Source organism: Bacillus cereus group sp. BfR-BA-01330 (assembly GCF_022663885.1).
In the GTDB taxonomy this organism is placed as follows: Bacteria; Bacillota; Bacilli; order Bacillales; family Bacillaceae_G; genus Bacillus_A; species Bacillus_A cereus.
Genome location: NZ_JAKUGK010000008.1, coordinates 232,549 through 250,948, shown reverse-complemented (window position 1 = coordinate 250,948; position 18,400 = coordinate 232,549). Strand labels below are relative to the sequence as shown.

The following is an 18,400-nucleotide window of genomic DNA, read 5'->3' as shown; positions in this document are numbered from 1 at the left end:
CCACAAACAAAAACATTTAAGAAGTGGATTACTAATAGAGTACTTTAGATTATAACAAAAGATATCTGTGAAGTGTTGGGAATCAAAACTACAACTGTTGCTATTAAAAATTAGATGCAGATGAGGTGACTAAGTTGAACTTAGGTCGTCAAGAATAGTTGAGATGTTACGAACAAGCAAGTTAGAGGAGAGTGAAAAGGATATTTGTTTAATAAATACCCTTGGTGGAGACATAGAAAATGTCTAGTATTAATGAGAGTGATTCCTAGCAACTGATGATGTGGAAAACAACTCAAGATAGGAAATGACTTGATTAGGGAGGAACTTCATACTATAAGGGGGTAGTTTTAATCGACACCCTTGGAAGAAATCAACGATATTATTAATGAGATTGCTTTTATCTACTAGTGATAGGGATTAAAAAGACAGAGTTGGACTAATTAAAGACAAGAACTGACTAGTTTAGATGGTAACAAAAAAGTTGATGTCACTATTAATGGCGGTAACCAATTCTGCTTAAAGTACGGGATTGGAGAGATTATAAAGTCATTTTCTATATTGGAAAAGGATGAGTTTTCTAATAGTAAAGTCACAGATACTACGGGTTAGAAATCAAGGTATACCTATCGTTAACGAGAGTGGTCTGTACTCACTGATGATGGAAAGTGCAAAGTATAGAAGAAACCAACTTTGGATAGGTAATGATTTAATAGATTTGACCTGCAGCACACATTAGACGTAGCAGTTCAAAATTGTGAGATTACATTAATTAATGAGTCTGGTGTATATGCTTTAATCTTGGAAGGTAAATTGCAAAGCGCTAAGAGCTAAGAGCATTTAAGAAATGGGTAACTTCAGAAGTATTGCCGAGGAGTTACAAAACTGGACAGTAACGAAAAGGGTGTCATTTCAAATGATATCCTTGGAGGAAGGTAGAAATTGTTACACATTAACGAGTACGTTCAGTACAGGGTAGTCTTTATATCGAAGAATCCTCAAATAAAAGCGTTTCAGAAGTGGGTTATAAATGAGGTGCTACTTTCTATCAAAAAACACAGGAGGTTCTATATGAACGAATTACAAAACTTTTCCCACAGCATGTTTGGGAGCTTAGAAATTCTTATTAAAGATGGGAAGGAATACTTTCCTGCAACAGAAGTTGCAAAAGCTTTAGGATACTCAAAACCGCACGATGCGATTACAAGACACTGTACAGTGATGGGTACCACGTTTTACGGAGTCATCGATTCACTAGGAAGAAAGCAAGAAAAGAAGTTTATTAATGAAGGTAACTTGTATCGATTAATCGTTAAATCAAAACTACCGCAAGCGGAGCAATTCGAGGCATGGGTGTTTGACGAGGTTCTACCGATGATTAGAAAGACTGGCGGTTACGTAAATAGCGAAGAATTATTTGTTGATACTTATCTTGCTCATGCAGATGACACTACGAAGATGTTATTTAAATCAACATTAGAAACTGTACGTAAACAAAACGAAAAGATTGCGGTACTTGAACCAAAAGCACAATATCATGATGATGTGTTGGATAGTACGAATTCATTCACTATCACTGAAATTGCCAATGATTTAGGAATGACAGCGCGTAAGTAAAATTCCCTACTACATCGATTAGCCGTACAGCGTAAAGTCGGAAAGATATGGGTATTATACGCAGAACATCAAAATAAAGGATATATCGATACGGATTTTTTATCCACTTATAATAAGATGTTTGTCGGAAAATATTTTTAAATTATTTTTAAATAACTTAGTTTTGGGTTTGTTTCTTATTTATATGGAATTTTTAATGGTTGATTTGTATTTTAATCATATCAATATAGCTAACTAGTGTGATGGTGTGTCACCTAATTACTGGGAAATGAAAATTCGTTGAGTTATAATGACCAAACGACAGATTCGTTCTCAAAAGTAGAATGGATACAAGTTAAAGATATTATTAAAAGCAGAAGTATGAAAATAAAACCTAAGAAGGTAATTTTTTGAGTCAAGATTACATTTGGACAAAAGAGTGCCAAGAAGCGATTAAGAGAAGTGAAGGGGATATTAAAGAAGGGTGCACAAAAAACTTCAGTAATGTGGAGGAACTATTAAAACATTTACATATTGATAAAGAATCTAATTGTCATCAGTGATATATCTTGATATTACCATGAATTTAGGAGGTGATTCTTATGTCAAAAAGTAATGAGGAATATTTAGGGGCGTTAGAAATTGAGAAATATATAGAAACACGCTCAATCTTGCAAGTGATATCTGTTATGCAAGTTTAATTATCTGAATATTGATTTAATTTATCAGATTGAGTAATATGGTCTGTAGGTAGAGTTATTTGAAAAAATAGGCTTAAAAAGGAGGAATTAGTGTGGGCTTGATAAAGTATAGTTATGTTGAAAAATGTTTAAAGATGCCTCATGCCAAATCAGTGGGTTATTTCGTGGCGAATGATGAAAAACTTTATGTTGCTATTCATGAGAATGGAGATTGCTATTTCAATAGGGAGCAACAGGATGTTGTCGAGCGATATATTAGCAATTTGAATTTTAATAATTTTGTTGAACTCTCAAGGGCTGTGGTTGTTGAATCAGATTTGTATATTGGTGAAACGAAACTGCAGTGCTCGGTATTAAATGATGGTCGACGTGTTATTAAAGATACTAGTTTGTTTGCAGCCCTTGACCGTAAAAGAAAAGGGGAAACAAGAATAGAGGGATTTCCTCCGATTATTGGTTCTAAATCATTAGCAGCACTTTTAATAGATATGTATCCAGAGCATCTATCTACCATTACACCATTTGAAGTTGCTCAATTTAATGGTAAGACTGGCAAGTGGTACGACGCAAATACTATTCCAATTATCTGTGATATATATATGGAGGCAGAGAAAAGAGGAATAATCACTGCATCGCAACAACATGTATTAGATAAAGCCAAAATATTACTTCGTTCTCTTGCAAGGGTGGGCATTACTGCTCTTATTGATGAGGCGACAAACTATCAGAGTGTCAGAGGAAAAGATGAACTGCAAATTTTATTAGAGGAATTTATATCTGAAGAATTAAGAGCTTATTCTAAAGAATTTCATAGTGAGTATTTCGAACAAATTTTTCGCATTTATGGTTGGCAATATGACCCAACTACACAGAAAAGACCTAAATTTTTTGCATGGTTTACTAGGACATATGTGTATGATATGCTTCCGCCAAATGTTTTTGAGAAGTTAGATGAAATGAATCCTCTTATCTACAATAGTCAGAAAGGCCGTGCTGACAGAAAACATCGCTTATTTCAACATCTGTCGAATGAAGGGATTCAATATCTTCGAAGTCATTTAGAAGGACTTGTTTCTGTCATGAAGCTTTCCTCTAATAAAGATGATTTTAAGGATAAATTTAAACTTGTTTATGCGGATAAAATTAAGCGAATACAAAAAATGAGACAAGACGTCTATCAGCTTACTCTTGATGACGTTCAAGAAATTGATTATGAAGAAATGAAAGAGTAGTAATTTAATGCATTTTATTGAAAGAGATTTTTAGGAGAATACAATGTAGTGCTAAGTCAAGGAAAGATACCAATATCTATGATAGAGAATATTTGTTATCTATTGCAAAATGATGTGGTGAATAACATGCAAAATATAGAGCAAAAAAGTGTTAATAGGACAGCTTTTCTTGTGAGCAAGTACTCTTTTTATTAGATGTTATGGGGGGAAATCACTCCATATAGTGATGCAGAAGATGTAAATGGGATATGTGAAAAGCAGTTGGGTGTAAATTCTTGTCCAAAAGACCGACTGGAGAGTCTGATACAACAATTGATTACTGGGAATAGTTGATAGTGTACTGCTCTTTGTTGTTAGGATTAACTAAATTTGTTGACATTTAACTCGTAATTAATAAAGAAAAGAGGAAATATTAATGATGGATAAAATATTTGGAGCACTTGAACAATTAATAACAAAATCATGGAGTGATAGTCTGACGGTTTCTTTAAATAGGAGTGTTGAGCATGATGGACAGAAAAGCGGTCGACCATCAATCATGACAGGCTCTTTACTTATAAAAGATATTATAAAGTTTGACGTTTGGGAAGTAGAAGAAATTGTGAAGTTTAGTAAACTTCCATGTTGCTATGTATTTCGTGATACTAATGGAGAAATTCTTTACGTAGGACAATCAAAGACATTTTGGGAACGCTTTTCTCAACATAACTATAATTTGAGGACAAATACATCAAAAGTTAAGTTAGAAGATTCAATGGGAAAGAAAAGGATATTTGGACTCTACCTTCGTTTTCGTACAGTTGAAGTTTATCAGTTAGACATAGCGGACGTACATAATAGATTATTTCTTGAACAGTGTTTAATTTCTTTATTAAAACCTGCACATAATTTGTATACACAAGGAATTATAACGGCAGATGATTATATTGAAATTCTATCTAATTCACCTAAAATGTCTCAATGGTCTTCCCGTGAAAAAGACCAGCTTATTAATGCTAAAAATAATTGGCCCAAGACAGAGTACCTAAGAGAACAGGGAATCATAGATTGAGTTCAGATGTATTTTGCTATACAAGAAGTCTATAACAAAAATATTGAATTAGCCTTTTTAAGGAATGTTATGTTTTTTCTGAAATTTACGAATGGAAATTTCGTAGTTTAATCAATTTTTATGATTCTAAAAAAGAATATGATACCCTAATATTAATTAATGTTAGGGTATCTAAAAGTCACGCTCTCTACAAAGGTTAGTGAAGTATATTTCTATGCTTGTATGTCTTATTTACAGAGATAATTTTAGTATGTTTCTTCGTAACCACTTTTTATGTTGTTCGTAGTCGAGCAAGATAGAGCTCGCAAACTTCCAATGATTATTACTAGGACTCATATACTTTAAATGTTCCAGCTCATGCACGAGTATATAGCCTACAATAAACATTAGTAACATGATAATTAGCCAATTTAAATAGATATTGCCTTTAAGTTTGCAAGTACTCCAACGCATTTTTTACCTATTCAGTTGCACTTGGGTGTAACATCCATCTTAGTACAATCCAGTTTTTAAACATGACTGTACTTTCACTTTTCCGTGTTCAAGATGTCAAGTCTTGAACAGCTTCATCAATTACTGCCTTTCTAATCTTATCAAAGCTAAACCAGTCATTTTCTCTATATACTTTTAATGGGTAGTTCAGTCCTAAATGTGCAAATTTTCCATCGTTAATTAATTCTTTTGGCAAAGGTGCATTTGTTTTTATCTCGTTAATCTCTTTTAAGTTCTGTAGGATAGTAGGTGCGTTCTTTCGTACACCTCCCCTCGATTTTCTCGTCAGTAATATCTTTAAAGGCTATGAGCCGAGTGCTTTTCATCTACTTAACAATAATAGATATGTATTTCATAATTTTAAGGAAGTGTATCGTGGTAACTGCAATTGTAATTTTTACTAGACGCTGTGTATGTATTATGGCAACTGAGGATGCTGACAGGATGGGATTTGTACCATATAAGATTGGAAATTAAAATGAGGGTAATTTCCCGGATTTTTCAGTCTCCTTATCATAGAGAGCCTAAGCAATACCTCATCTCACACGATACGGTGTGCAGAAAATTTTCGAGACGAGACGGATATTTGGTACTTTTTGTTTGCCACAAACCCCTCATCTGCAAGTATTTATAATATGAATTTCGAAGCGTATATATTTGTTCAGTTTGATTTTTTAAAATTTCTATTTTATTTGTGAAAGAATTGAAACAAAGGGGATTCGCTTCGCTCACTGCTACCGCCTCCCTACGGTTGTTGGTGGGGCACTCCCTGTGGTCACTTCGCCACCTAAAGGTGTCGCCCCTATTAGTCTCAAACTTTTAGACGTTAAAAGAATTGAAACACGTGTAATATAAAGGTTATTAAGGGTTGGGAAAAACGTGCAACTTTTGGTATAATATATTTATATGAAATTAATTATATTATGATAAAAGTTGCACGTTTTTAATCGGTTTAAATCATTAGTAACAATCTAACTAAAGTATGAAAGGAGTGAATTAAATGTGGTGTATCTGATGCACCACCTCTATTGAAAAGGAAGATGTATAGTGGAAAAAGTATTTACATTAGCAGGATTGGTTAAGGAGTACGGAACAATTGTTCAAAAGCAATCATTCAAGAAGAATGGGAATCTAAATAAACGTTCATTTGATTCAATAATCAAATCAGTTGAGCAAGATTGGGAATTCATCAAAGTTGAAGGAAGAGGCTCAAAACGTAAAATTATTTGCAGTGGAAAACGTGAAGTTAAAGCTGTGAAAAAGGATGGACGTGTTAGAAGCGGTAGAGAACAGGTTGAGCATCGTATGCCAATGGATGTAATTGTTGCTGCTCACTTGGAAAATAATATGACCGAACAAGCAAGTATGAGCCTAGGAAAATGGGCAGTTGAATTTGGACTCATCACTAGGCTTGAATATGACCTATTGCGTTCTAGGCACAGCAGTAAGGAATATCAAAAGCATATTAATATGGTAATCGAACGTGGCATCATTAAAGAAGGACAAACTAAGCTACTAGATGAATTCATGGCTCACTGTTTAGAGATATATAGACAATTAGCTAGAACCTTAGAGCATATGAAGAAATGCGGTATAATCTTATTCTATGAGAACTGGATGGGATATGGCGAAGGTGGAAAGATTAGTATAAGTCCTGGAATAATGAAGCAGATTCAAAAGACTAGACGTGAATTGATGAAAAAGTATGATGTTGTTGAGTTCAATCTAGTTGCCCATCGTAATGCTAAAAAGGTTAAAAGCTTCAAGTGTGAATGGAAACAGATGTTGGCAGAAGTTAAGGATGAAGATGGTAATAGCCTGGGAATTAAGTATTACTGGAAAGAACACGCTGTGATATTGAAAGCTACCAGTAAAGCAGTGCATCGATACCTTGAAACGTATTGTGTTGACGCATTAGAAGCCTATATGAATAATAAAGACGTTTTCATAAATGAAAGTGGAGTGGAATACAAGGTTAAGCGTAAAGTTAACATTATGAAGAAAGCTGAAAAATGCCATTTGCAGATGCTTAAGAAATACAGCAAAAAGATTGAGTTTGTAGATGCAGAAGAAGAGATAATTAGACATTTTTACACACAGCAAGAACTTGAGGGTATTCTTGCAGGATTTGACCTAGAATACAAGCAGTTACATCTTAAGAAGCTGTATATGGAGCGTATGGAACAGTTATTCGATTTATATAACCTTAAAAGAATATAGTAATATATGACACTTTGAAGGAGTCTCTTAATTGAGGCTCTTTTTTATATTGGAATAGATGATTGAACATGGCATTGAAATTCACTACATTGGTTACACAATAACTAATAAAACCCGTCTTTTATATTGTTGGATACAATATTATCGGTATGTTTATACGAGAGGGAGATTTTTAGCATTTTCTACGCTTCTATAGTAGGTATAGTCACGCATTCTGAATTTTTAGAGTAGCGTTAAAAAGACACTGCTTTTTTTGTATCAGCATGGTATGATTTTCCTATGTGTTAATTTACAGGAGAACAGGTTATTTATGAGTGCTGCTTTATTTAGTTGCAATAAAGTAAAAGCAAACAGAAAGAAAATATTTTTGAGAAATAAGAGTAATTTCCAATAATTATTAAGAATAAAAAGAAGATAGTATAATGGTAAATATTTTAATATTTTGACTATTTATCTTTGAATCGAACAGTAAGGGAAATGCTTAAAAAAATAATAGAAAGTATTTTAGAAGATTTTAAGAATGATATTAATGTTTTAATTGAAAATGTACCTCACTTTTCTAGTCATTATTACACATTTAATAGTGAGAGAATCAAAAGTTGGAATGATACTAAAAGATGTATGTATAAAGGGTGTAAATCTAAAACAATTACTGGCTCACATACAATACAAAAATCAGGTCCTCTAAAAGTCATAGCGGATAATAATTTTGTTTATCATCCTAATAGCTATAAAGACGAGATGAAAATGGAGAAAAAGCATATAGAAACTGCTTCTACTTTTCCTGGATTTTGTGAAAAGCATGAGAAAATTTTTGATACCTTTGAAAGGAAGAACATGTAAGACTGCAAGTATTTAGAACAATATGCCGTCAAATTTATTCTTTAGAGCATGGTATGAAAAATTACACCGACATGTTGGATAATTATAATGATATCAAAAGAGCCTATTTTAGGGATAAACTTATAAAAAAATGAATTGAAAGTAACATTGAACACTATGTTCAAACTTTAATGAATTCAAGCATAGATATAAGAATTAATCTCACAAACTCCATGATTCAAACTGCTAAAGAGGCACTAGGTCAAGCTAAAAGTTTATATGAAAAAATTATAATAGATATAGATAAAAAACAAAGTAATAGAATATATAATTATTCAGTTAAACTAACTAAAGCCTATCCAGTTGCTTTATCTGGATTTGGAAACTTTTATGTAAAAAAAGGAAATGCAATAGATTATGTACCTTTAATCCTTAATGTAATACCATCGGAGGATAATACTATCTTAATAATTTCATGCCCAATTAGATATAAACGTAACGTTGAGGAATACATGGAATTTAATTTGCAAAATGATTTATTCATTTTATGCATGATTGAACAATGGATGTTGTATGGTTCTGACTATTGGTTTATTAAGCCTAGCATATGGAAGGGCATAGAAAAAGTTAAACAAAATTTAATATTGAGTGAAATTTTCAACTTAAAGAACGATATAAACTCGCCAGCACCGGTATCAATTTTTAATGAATTAAAAAGTAGAATTATTAAACAAGTAGAGAGTGAAATAGGAATAAATGAACTACCAATCCCAATTCAGTTAGTAATTCAAAGGGAAAAAGAAAAAATTAATAATACTGAAACCAGTGATAAGAAAAGCATTGTTGATATGCTTGAAAATTTTATCAATTAATCCATTAATAAAACCAAACTATAATGGAGATATAAGGAAGTCTGTATATGTATATATAAGAAATGTCATCAAATAACATTAAAAGTAAAGGGTAATAGTGTTTAAGTTACCAAAGTAGACATATTTCGTGTCTTAGTAAGAGTTGAAAAAGTATATTTAGATTTTAAATGTTTAATATTTAAAGGGATTTGAATGGTATTATGTTTTATCAAGTACTATATAGAATTAACTTGAAACAACGGAAAAGGTTAGTGGTACTATAAATTGGAAAGAGATAAGAACCAAAACATATTAATAAAAAATTCTTTTAAAAATTAGTTCTTCAATCCATATTATAGTTTCGAGAGAGGTGTTTTTTTTGGGGAGAGTAGAGGAGAAAATAAGAGACTATTTAGCAGATAATTTAAGTTTTATTGAGAATGGGTTACAATTAATAGAAAAAGAGTATAAATTAAATAATTTGCATGGGTCAAAAGGATACATAGATATTTTAGCGAAGGATAATTACGAAAATTATGTTGTTATTGAAATAAAAAGGTCTGTTCAAGCTTCTAGACAAGCTATTCATGAAATAATTAAATATACGGCACTGTTAAAACAAAAACATAAAATTAAAGATAGTGAAATAAGGATAATGATTATTTCGACTCATTGGGAAGAATTACTAGTTCCTTTCTCTGAATTAATTGCACAGACTACATATTATATTGAAGGATACCAAATAGAAATTGATAATAACTATCGCCCTGTATCAAAAACTAAAATTGTTCCAGTTAGTAAGTCGGAAAAAAGGGGATTTTTCCGACAGCATATTGGATTTTATTGTCAAGATAAACAAGTACTTAATTCGCTAGTTAATTCTTTACCTAGGAAATTAAGTAAAAGTGGTATTGAGAATTTTTTATTATTAGAAATGAAAGCATCTATTGCTGATAAATATCCCAATCCCTATTGTGCATATTGTGTTCTTTTAAAAGAAAGTAAGGAACGGTACTGGGAAATTTTAAATCATATGGATACTGCTTATGATGAACCTCATCTAGTAGAAAAAATAGAGGAGGATATTGAGTTTGGTGACAAAGGAAGTGAAGCTTATTATTTAGAGCAGGAAATTATTTCAGAGGCACTTAAGGAAATAATTAAAGAGAAAAATGGCTATTTTATTGAATTTGGAAAACCTGAAGGATTTGCAGCTTCTATTGATGATTGGGATATAGTGAGGATAAATAGATTTGGTTTCATAAAAGATGACATAAGGTTAAGTGACAATCAAATTATAAAAGAAATAATGGGTGTAGATGGTGGAAATAGTAACTTGTTTTTTGATATTTGTGAAACTAAATTTAAAGCAAAGTACAAAGAAATTATGGAAAATGTTAGTTATACATTAAAATTTAACGAGAAATGGGAAGAAGATATAATAAAAATATTAAGAACTTATGAGAGTGAAAATGCAAAAATAAGTTTATTTATAAATAACCCACATAATATATTAGAAAGTTTGTACACTGCGATTTATACTGAAGGTGCGACTCTACCATATTATGAATTAATAGTAGATATTACTGATGATGAATACTCACAAACACATATCTATAATGGGATGATTTGTTGGACTGGGAAAAAAACAAGTTTCGAAAACATTGTACGTAAATATTTTAGAGGAGATGAATTTAATATATTTATGTACATGACTATGCATGTGGTGGAATCAATCAATATGGAAATAATGGATGATTTAGGTTTGGAATACATCACTAATTCCTTTGTTATAGAAGAAAATGAAGAAAGAATAATTAAAGACTCTATGTCTAATGTTGAAAGATATAGCATACTTGATTTTTACGATGTTAACTCTGAATTTGTAGAGGAACTGCTTTCGTTATTTAATAATTATACAAATTATTCTTTACTATTTAAAGATAAGTAAGGGTAACATTTGATAGGTGCATAGAACAGTTTTGGGTGGATTTAAATAAGGATATGGATATATCTTTATAGATATGGGAATAAAAAAAGACAGCCTAGGCTGTTTTTTTATTGCTAGTGTATTTGAATTTATTTTCATTTAGGTTTAAGTAGAAGTGAATTGTGCGTATGTAGGAACATACAATTAACGCTTTATATTCATTTTCTTTTAGGATTCAATAAAGTCCAATTGCAAATAAAAGAGATGTTATATGATGAACATTAAAGAACTCTTATAAGAAAAGAAGTTTCAGCCTTAATTAGTATGACTTTGAACCAGAAATATATGATTGATAAGGAATTTTGGATGTAAAGCGTTATAGTATTAAGTCGTTATTTTATAAAGGATTAGAATATGTTATTAAATAATAACGGGTAATGAGATACAGATTAAGAAAGTATTAATAGACTGAAGGGAATGGCTAAAAAGTAGAGTAAGAGTTAAGTGAATTTCAATCTGTCGGAGTATAGCAGTGATAATGTTAATGAGGATAAAGAATCTTTAACTAATGTAGAGTAGAGATTGAAATGTCATATTTTATAGAAAAATAATTGATATTGGGTGGCATGAAAATGAGAATAGATAATCATAAGGAATTTACCAGTAAATTATTTCCGCACCAAATTGAAGCGATAGAGATGTTAGAAAAATATATTAAGAGTACTTCTAAAAAACATGCATTAGTAAAGTTGCCTACTGGTACTGGAAAAACTGTAGTTATAAGTTATATTTGTAATTGCTTTAAGAAATTAAAGAACATTTTAGTTGTTTCTCCTTCAAAAGGAGTGACGGAACAATTAAAGAGAGAACTAGATATAGGAATTAAAGAGAAGTTAGAGTTATCTATGCAATTTAAAGAGGTTGAACATATTTATCCAAGTAATATTGAGGATTTAGTAAAAACTAAAGGTAATACAGTATTTGTAACTACAATCAAATCAATTAATGATATAAGAGAAAATAAGCCTATCTATTTTGAAAAACTAAAAAACAAAATTGATATTCTAATATTTGATGAAGGCCATAGGGAACCAGCAAAAGTTTGGCAAAAAACGATTAGGGATTTTGATAAAAAAGTTGTCTTACTCACAGCTACCCCTGTTAGAAATGATGATAACAATTTTAACTTAGAAAAGAAATATATATATAATTATGCATTTCATAAAGCAATTGAGGATAAAGCGATAAGAGAAGTTACTTTCAAGGTGTATGATGGTGAAGGCAATTTAGAAGATTTTATTCAATTTATATATTGTGTATATAATCAATTTTTAAAAAAGTATAGTGATGAGATTAGAGTGATAATAAGATTTGACAATGCCGAGGATATTATTGAGGCAAAAAAAATACTAGAGGCTTTTACAGATAAAGTTGTTGCAATACATGAGACTTTTAAAACAGATATAAATCAGAAAAAATACAAAAATGTACCAAATACTCAAGAAATATCAGCTGTTTTTTGGTTGCATCAGAATAAATTAATAGAAGGTATCGATGATACAAAGTTTTCTATACTGGCTATATATAACTCATTTTCTGATGTAAGGTCATTAGTACAACAAGTGGGACGAATAGTTAGAAAGAATTCAATAATTAATGAAAGTTTAGTTGTCTATAGGAAGAATGGAATTGACCAAGAAAAAATGTTTAAAGAGTTTCTATATTATGAAAAAAGGTTAGAAGGTAATCTTAATCTGATAACATTTAATTTTGATGAATTTTTTAACAAAGTCCTCTCAAATCACCCACCTGTATTACATATAAATAAAAGGTTCTTGGAGAGAGTAGACTATTTAAAAAAAGAGCTGGATGTTGAATTATTAAATAGTTTTCAGTTACCTCTAAAAACAAATATTTATTCAACTAAAGTAACATTTAGTTTACGTGAATTTGAAAGGATTTGCAAAAATATTATTGACAATATTATTGTTAATGAAAAAGGAAAAATTATATATGAATTACAAAGTAATGAAGAATTTAATCTAGTGGTTATATATTCTATATATAAAAATTCACCTTATTTAATAAATAATTATTTTATAGAGCCTAAGCTAGGTATTACAGTTGTAAAGTTGGAGGGGGATTTTCTTTTTTACTATGATAGTAATAATATAGTATGCAGTGAAATCACAGCTTATACTGAGAAAATCTCCTCGGAATTTTTGCAAAAATTGTTTGATGATAAAAGTGAATTCAAGCAATTAACCATTAATAGTGGGTATGTAGTTGATAATAATATTAGAAGGCAAGTTGTATTTACTGAGGATATGAATAATGTAGCACCTTCAATTACTGATAAATATAAATTTTGTACTACAATTTATGGAACTGTTAAAGAGGATAAGAATCCTCAGAGGACTAGGTATGTTGGCTTTTCTAATTCTAGGGTTTCGGATTCATCACATTTATTTACGCTAAACACTTACATGTCTTGGTTAAATCGTTTATCTCTTCAGCTTAATAATGGAAATGCTAAGAATAGAATTTTTGATAGATATGCCCCTGTAACAAATGTTCCAACAGAGACAGACCCGATAAACATATTATTTAATATAGACAAGAAACAACGGGAATCCATTGTTGGTTCTTTAAGGGAACGAATGTATTGGGAGAAGCTTGTTTACGATATCAAAGAAAACCAATTTGAAATTTCTTTTAATGAACAAGTCTATAAAATAAAAATTTCGTATGATTCGGTAAATGGTAAGTATAATTTACAAAAAGTTGATGAGAGGTACTTAGGTATTGAGAGTATATCTGGAACCAAAGATTTAATGGAATATCTAAATCAAGAACAAAATTTTCAAGTGTTAACAAAAAACTGTGACTCTGTATATCTGAAAGGTAATTTCTATAAATTAGGAATAGACACGTTTGACGATAGATTAGATGAAATTTTAATAGAGTATAAGTCTTTGAAAGAGATTATTAATGAAAAGGGAAAAGCTGATAAGCCTGAAAATCAGAAAGACAATTGGGATGATAATTCGTTATTCTATATATTATCAAGTTTAGGTGGGAATTTAGATAAGGAAAATAGTGGCTCAGCAGAAATTTATAAAGCCCTTAAACAAATGGATTATTTAATTTGTACCGATTTAGGGAAGGAAATAGCTGATTTCATTGGATTGGATGAAGAAAACAATTGTGTATATTTCATTCACTGTAAAGCTAGCGACACATCTTTATCTGCTTCTGCATTTCAAGATGTGTGTGGACAAATTATTAAAAACTTGGATTATGTAAATCCATTAGGTACAAGAATTCCAAAGGATATTGAAAAATGGAATGGGGAATGGGACGTTTCGAAATACAATGTTGTTAAGAATAGGATGATTAGGAATAAGGATAGTTTAAGTCCACAAGAAATCTGGGAGAAAATTAAGAGGGTTTCAATAAAACAAAATGCAAATATATATGTATGGGCACTACTGGGCAACATGTTTTCAAAACAAAAATATTTAAATGAGAAACAAAGAGGAAGTAATCAAAAACCAGAAATTATTCAAATAGATTATTTACTTATGTCAACGTGGAGTGCCGTTCAAAATTCAAATGCACAACTCAAAATTTATTTCGATAAAAAATAATTGAAGGGTTAGGTGTCATAGAGATAGGGTAGTGGATTTATCTGAGAGCAAGGTTATGCAAAATTAAGTTTTAGAAATGAACAGACAAATTATTTATCTTTTTTTATTTTTTTGTACAGTTTGTTGCAATAAATTTGATGTGAAGGGGGGATTACTTTTATATGAATAATTTAATAAGGGATATAGTGTACTCTGCTATTATAAATCTATTTCAAAATCAACCTGATATCTTTGAAAATACTGACCAGACGAATTTTACCGAATGGAATCTTAATTATCATTTGTCTAATGAAATTGCAAAGTATATTTTTTGGTTAAATGTTGATTTAGATGTTACGAAACGTAATTATCGGAATAGGAGACCAGATATTATTTTTCATAAGAGAAAGACAAATGCTTTAAATTTTTTAGTAGTGGAACTGAAAAAATCGAGAAACGATAGTCAATCCGATATAGATAAGATAATAGAGGAATGGATGAAGAAGCCATTAAATTACAGATATGGAGTATATGTTAATATATGGGGGGTGGGTGAGTATCGAGCAATATTGCTAAAAGATGGGGGGAGATGTGAAATAAACGAATTTTGCAATTATATTAGTGTACCGAATACAAACAATCAATTATTAATCGAGTATAAAAAGCTTACGGATGAGATTGTTTCTAAAAATAATGAAAATGATTTACATAAAATTATTCATTTAATTGATAGCATGGTACTTAGGACTTATGAAAAAAATGATTTTTTAAAGAACAATTAAGGATACTGTTATATTGATTTTATTACGTAACCTCGCACATAAAGGAGGTCGTCTTTTCCCTTTAAATATTAAGAGAATACAAGAATTGACTTGAAAAATCATAAATATGAGATGAAACGTATTTACAGGAAAGAAATGTTATTATAAACTAGATTTATGTCATAAGGTGACGAGTGGAAGCTATATATTTCGGGTACAAAGGTATCCGAAGATGGAGAACAACTCTACTCCAGCTGTTGTTCGAATTGAGAACTTACTTTTATTTATAGCTTCCGCGTGAAGGTCTTGCTGCTCAAGCAGGACTTTTTTATTTGGGAGGGATAGCCAGGATGCTGTTGCATGAAATTGAAAAGCATATAAATCAAGTTGCTCAGAGAAAGGCATATGAATTTCAGAGATATCATAATCAGATAGAACTCATGTATCAGCGTGAGAAAAGGAGAGTAAAGAATCCTCCTAAAAAAGAAATTAAAATACCTGAGGAATGGTTAGCTGATAAGAAGCATAATCCATTCTACGTACTTAAGCATCAGAAACAGATTGCAAGGTCTATCTTCAACAAATTAATTAATGGAAGTTATAGACCTTTTGAACCATATCTAAAAAGAATTCCAAAGAAAAATAGTTCTAAAACAAGACCTGTATACCTGTTTCAAATTCCAGATGAAGCAGTATCTAATTATCTTTATAATAAATTGTTAGATAAAAATAAGCATAGGTTCAGTTCTTTCTCTTACGCCTATAGGAATGATAGGAACGTTCACTTTGCCATACAAGACATTGCACTTGACGTTAAGCAGAATCCAAGGCTGTTTGTAGCGGAATTTGATTTCCGTGACTTTTTCGGTTCAATTCAACATGAATATCTAATAAATCAACTTAATTTAAATGGTTTTCTAGTAAGTGACTTTGAGAAGGGGATTATCTCTGCTTTCCTTAGTCACTTTGAAAAAGGGATTCCTCAAGGAACATCTCTCTCTTTGTTTTTGGCAAATGTTGCATGTTGGAAATTAGATAAACAGATAGAAACAGAGGGACTTAGGTTTGCAAGATATGCGGATGATACAGTTATTTGGACAAACAGTTACTTAAAGATTTGTACTTCTTTTGATATCATTCAAAATTTTTCAAGAGAAACAGGAGTTGAAATAAATTTTGATAAATCTAATGGTAGTAGTCTTCTGTCGAAACAAGGTATGCCTTCTGAATTTAGCGAAGATAAAACTTCAATAGAATTTCTTGGATATGAATTATCAGGAGACAATGTCAGTATTAAGGATGATACAGTACGTAAAATCAAAAAACACATCAGTTATATCCTCTATAGAAATTTAATACAGCCTTTAAATAAAGTACCTCTTCAGTCTGTGAGCATCCCAGCGAATAATAATGATAGTGATTTTGTTACTGCCATTATGCAAATAAGACGGTATTTGTATGGGAATTTAAATGAGCAGATGTTAAGAAATTATTTAAGTGGCTCTTATAAACGTTTGAATTTTAAAGGTGTTATGAACTTCTATCCTCTGATTGATGATGAGAAGCAAATGGAACAGTTAAATAGATGGTTATTGTCTACAATTCTAAATGTCTTGAAGAAGAGAAATAGATTACTGTTAAGACATGGACATAACCGTTCTGGACAATTCCCATTTAATCTAAACGATAGTACCTTACTAGAAGAGTGTAAAAATAAGAAAATTAATGGTAAAAAAGGTCTTATTGAAATTCCAAGTTTTACAAGAATTTATAGAGCGATAAAAGAAGAGTTAGTGACTAAGGGGATTGAGCGAACAATGCATCCGAAATCCAATGAATATGACTATTCGTAGTATATTTTGGTATAGTCTTCTGATGATAAGTACCATGTGAACAATTGTAGAAATTCTCTGGTAGTGACCCAGGTAAAATTGGAGCACAGTTACTAATATTGAAGTCGTATGAAGGAGATTAGGGAATTAAACAGCTATACCAGGTGAATTTCATATCTAGTTATTTAAGAAATTACAGGTAGGTGACAAATTTGAGAGAAGTTTTTGTTCCAGTAAATATAACATATACAACAGCTTTAGAATTTTCCAATGAACTAAAGCAAGTTAGTTTATCAGAAGATAGAAGAGTAGTGATAGATTTCCGAAACTTTGCAAGGGGAAATGGACGCCTAGAACCATTTGGAGCACTGTTCATAATAAACTGTATTAGAGGATTTATTAGTGAAATGCATCAAAGTGGTGGAACAGTTAGTATTAATTATCTAAGTGAGCAAGAAATAAGGAACACATATGCTAGGAGTTTGAGGTTCTATAGCAGCCTTGGAATACCGATAGGTCAAACTCCAGACATGGATTATATAGGTTCTGCAGGGGCCAACTTTATACCAATAATGAAAATGGATATTTCTCCCGTAAAGAAATCTGTAGATGAATATAGGGATATTAAGTATATCTCTAGACAAATCGCAACTGTAGCCTCAAGAGGGAATGGTCAATTGTTTGAATACATAAACTACTGTGTCATTGAGATTCTGCGTAACGTCACTGAGCATAGTGAGTCTAATTATCTATGGTATGCTGCCCAGTACTGGTCTTCGGACAATTGTGTAGAAGTATGTATTATGGATGAGGGGATTGGAATTCAAGACTCCTTAAGGCAAGAACTGGGAGAAGATGAAGAGAATATACTTAAATTCTCAATAGTCCCTGGTTGTAGTAGTAAACCTACTACTCATTATATAGAACATGCAGATAACTCTGGGTTTGGCTTGTACATGATTAGTGAGATGGGAAGAAGGAATGGAGACTTTATAATCGCTTCTAATGGAGAATCGCTAATGTTTGCAAGGGATAGTGAGAACCATTCTATCTGTATGAATTCGGGAACGATAATTCGAATAAGGTTAAAGATAGATGAACTAGAAAATTATGATGTACAGAGGGAGCAGCTTATTACTGAAGGATTAGAATTGGCTCATAAATATAATACATACCGTGAAAGAAAAAAATATGCCCCTGGTCTTCCGTTGCCAAACTTGTTTACTTCCCAATCATAAAATCTTAAACTATCTTCACCTAAACTTGGGTGTTGAGTTTTTAAATAA

General features: G+C 31.2%; 13 protein-coding genes. 12 read left to right on the top strand and 1 reads right to left on the bottom strand.

Features of this window, described 5'->3' with window-relative positions; genetic code table 11:
- Positions 1 to 1,068: 1,068 nt before the first annotated feature.
- The 4 genes from MR112_RS22865 (at position 1,069) to MR112_RS22850 (ending at position 4,577) form a co-directional block, all read left to right on the top strand.
- The gene (locus MR112_RS22865; RefSeq protein WP_242245435.1) at positions 1,069 to 1,614 is read left to right on the top strand and encodes a BRO family protein; all 546 of its coding nucleotides are present in this window, start codon (positions 1,069 to 1,071) and stop codon (positions 1,612 to 1,614) included.
- A gap of 389 nt (positions 1,615 to 2,003) precedes the next feature.
- Positions 2,004 to 2,156 carry a hypothetical protein gene (locus MR112_RS22860; RefSeq protein WP_242245434.1) on the top strand — a complete coding sequence of 51 codons (153 nt, stop codon included), beginning with the start codon at positions 2,004 to 2,006 and terminating at the stop codon, positions 2,154 to 2,156.
- 230 nt (positions 2,157 to 2,386) lie between these two features.
- Positions 2,387 to 3,526, top strand: coding sequence for a P63C domain-containing protein (locus MR112_RS22855; protein WP_242245433.1), 1,140 nt, complete (start codon positions 2,387 to 2,389; stop codon positions 3,524 to 3,526).
- Between the two features lie 415 nt (positions 3,527 to 3,941).
- The gene (locus tag MR112_RS22850; protein ID WP_242245432.1) at positions 3,942 to 4,577 is read left to right on the top strand and encodes a GIY-YIG nuclease family protein; all 636 of its coding nucleotides are present in this window, start codon (positions 3,942 to 3,944) and stop codon (positions 4,575 to 4,577) included.
- Positions 4,578 to 4,808: 231 nt separating this feature from the next.
- Here MR112_RS22850 and MR112_RS28980 read toward each other — a convergent pair whose 3' ends face one another.
- Positions 4,809 to 4,973 carry a YgjP-like metallopeptidase domain-containing protein gene (locus MR112_RS28980; protein ID WP_370658495.1) on the bottom strand — a complete coding sequence of 55 codons (165 nt, stop codon included), beginning with the start codon at positions 4,971 to 4,973 and terminating at the stop codon, positions 4,809 to 4,811.
- 1,143 nt (positions 4,974 to 6,116) lie between these two features.
- On the opposite strand from MR112_RS28980, the gene MR112_RS22845 reads away from it, so the two are divergent.
- From MR112_RS22845 to MR112_RS22810, 8 genes are all read left to right on the top strand, one after another.
- Positions 6,117 to 7,289, top strand: a complete 1,173-nt coding sequence (locus MR112_RS22845; RefSeq protein ID WP_242245431.1) for a hypothetical protein — start codon at positions 6,117 to 6,119, stop codon at positions 7,287 to 7,289.
- Positions 7,290 to 7,766: 477 nt separating this feature from the next.
- Positions 7,767 to 8,132, top strand: coding sequence for a hypothetical protein (locus MR112_RS22840; RefSeq protein WP_242245430.1), 366 nt, complete (start codon positions 7,767 to 7,769; stop codon positions 8,130 to 8,132).
- Positions 8,133 to 8,302: 170 nt separating this feature from the next.
- Complete coding sequence (locus MR112_RS22835) at positions 8,303 to 8,983, top strand: hypothetical protein (RefSeq protein ID WP_242245429.1); 681 nt, start codon at positions 8,303 to 8,305, stop codon at positions 8,981 to 8,983.
- A 358-nt stretch (positions 8,984 to 9,341) separates the two neighbouring features.
- On the top strand, positions 9,342 to 10,913 hold the full coding sequence (locus MR112_RS22830) for an endonuclease NucS domain-containing protein (RefSeq protein ID WP_242245428.1): 1,572 nt from the start codon (positions 9,342 to 9,344) through the stop codon (positions 10,911 to 10,913).
- 611 nt (positions 10,914 to 11,524) lie between these two features.
- A complete protein-coding gene (locus MR112_RS22825; protein WP_242245427.1) occupies positions 11,525 to 14,542 on the top strand; it encodes a DEAD/DEAH box helicase in 3,018 nt (1,005 codons plus the stop codon).
- 161 nt (positions 14,543 to 14,703) lie between these two features.
- Complete coding sequence (locus MR112_RS22820) at positions 14,704 to 15,303, top strand: hypothetical protein (protein ID WP_242245426.1); 600 nt, start codon at positions 14,704 to 14,706, stop codon at positions 15,301 to 15,303.
- 329 nt (positions 15,304 to 15,632) lie between these two features.
- The gene (locus MR112_RS22815; RefSeq protein ID WP_242245425.1) at positions 15,633 to 17,135 is read left to right on the top strand and encodes a reverse transcriptase domain-containing protein; all 1,503 of its coding nucleotides are present in this window, start codon (positions 15,633 to 15,635) and stop codon (positions 17,133 to 17,135) included.
- Positions 17,136 to 17,326: 191 nt separating this feature from the next.
- On the top strand, positions 17,327 to 18,352 hold the full coding sequence (locus MR112_RS22810; protein WP_242245424.1) for a hypothetical protein: 1,026 nt from the start codon (positions 17,327 to 17,329) through the stop codon (positions 18,350 to 18,352).
- Positions 18,353 to 18,400: the final 48 nt, after the last annotated feature.

Excerpts from the sequence above, each read along its gene's own strand:
- MR112_RS22840 (WP_242245430.1), top strand. The coding sequence starts at position 7,767 with ATGCTTAAAAAAATAATAGAAAGTATTTTAGAAGATTTTAAGAATGAT.
- MR112_RS22835 (WP_242245429.1), top strand. The coding sequence starts at position 8,303 with ATGAATTCAAGCATAGATATAAGAATTAATCTCACAAACTCCATGATT.
- MR112_RS28980 (WP_370658495.1), bottom strand. The coding sequence starts at position 4,973 with ATGTTACTAATGTTTATTGTAGGCTATATACTCGTGCATGAGCTGGAA.
- MR112_RS22850 (WP_242245432.1), top strand. The coding sequence starts at position 3,942 with ATGATGGATAAAATATTTGGAGCACTTGAACAATTAATAACAAAATCA.
- MR112_RS22815 (WP_242245425.1), top strand. The coding sequence starts at position 15,633 with ATGCTGTTGCATGAAATTGAAAAGCATATAAATCAAGTTGCTCAGAGA.
- MR112_RS22865 (WP_242245435.1), top strand. The coding sequence starts at position 1,069 with ATGAACGAATTACAAAACTTTTCCCACAGCATGTTTGGGAGCTTAGAA.
- MR112_RS22825 (WP_242245427.1), top strand. The coding sequence starts at position 11,525 with ATGAGAATAGATAATCATAAGGAATTTACCAGTAAATTATTTCCGCAC.
- MR112_RS22820 (WP_242245426.1), top strand. The coding sequence starts at position 14,704 with ATGAATAATTTAATAAGGGATATAGTGTACTCTGCTATTATAAATCTA.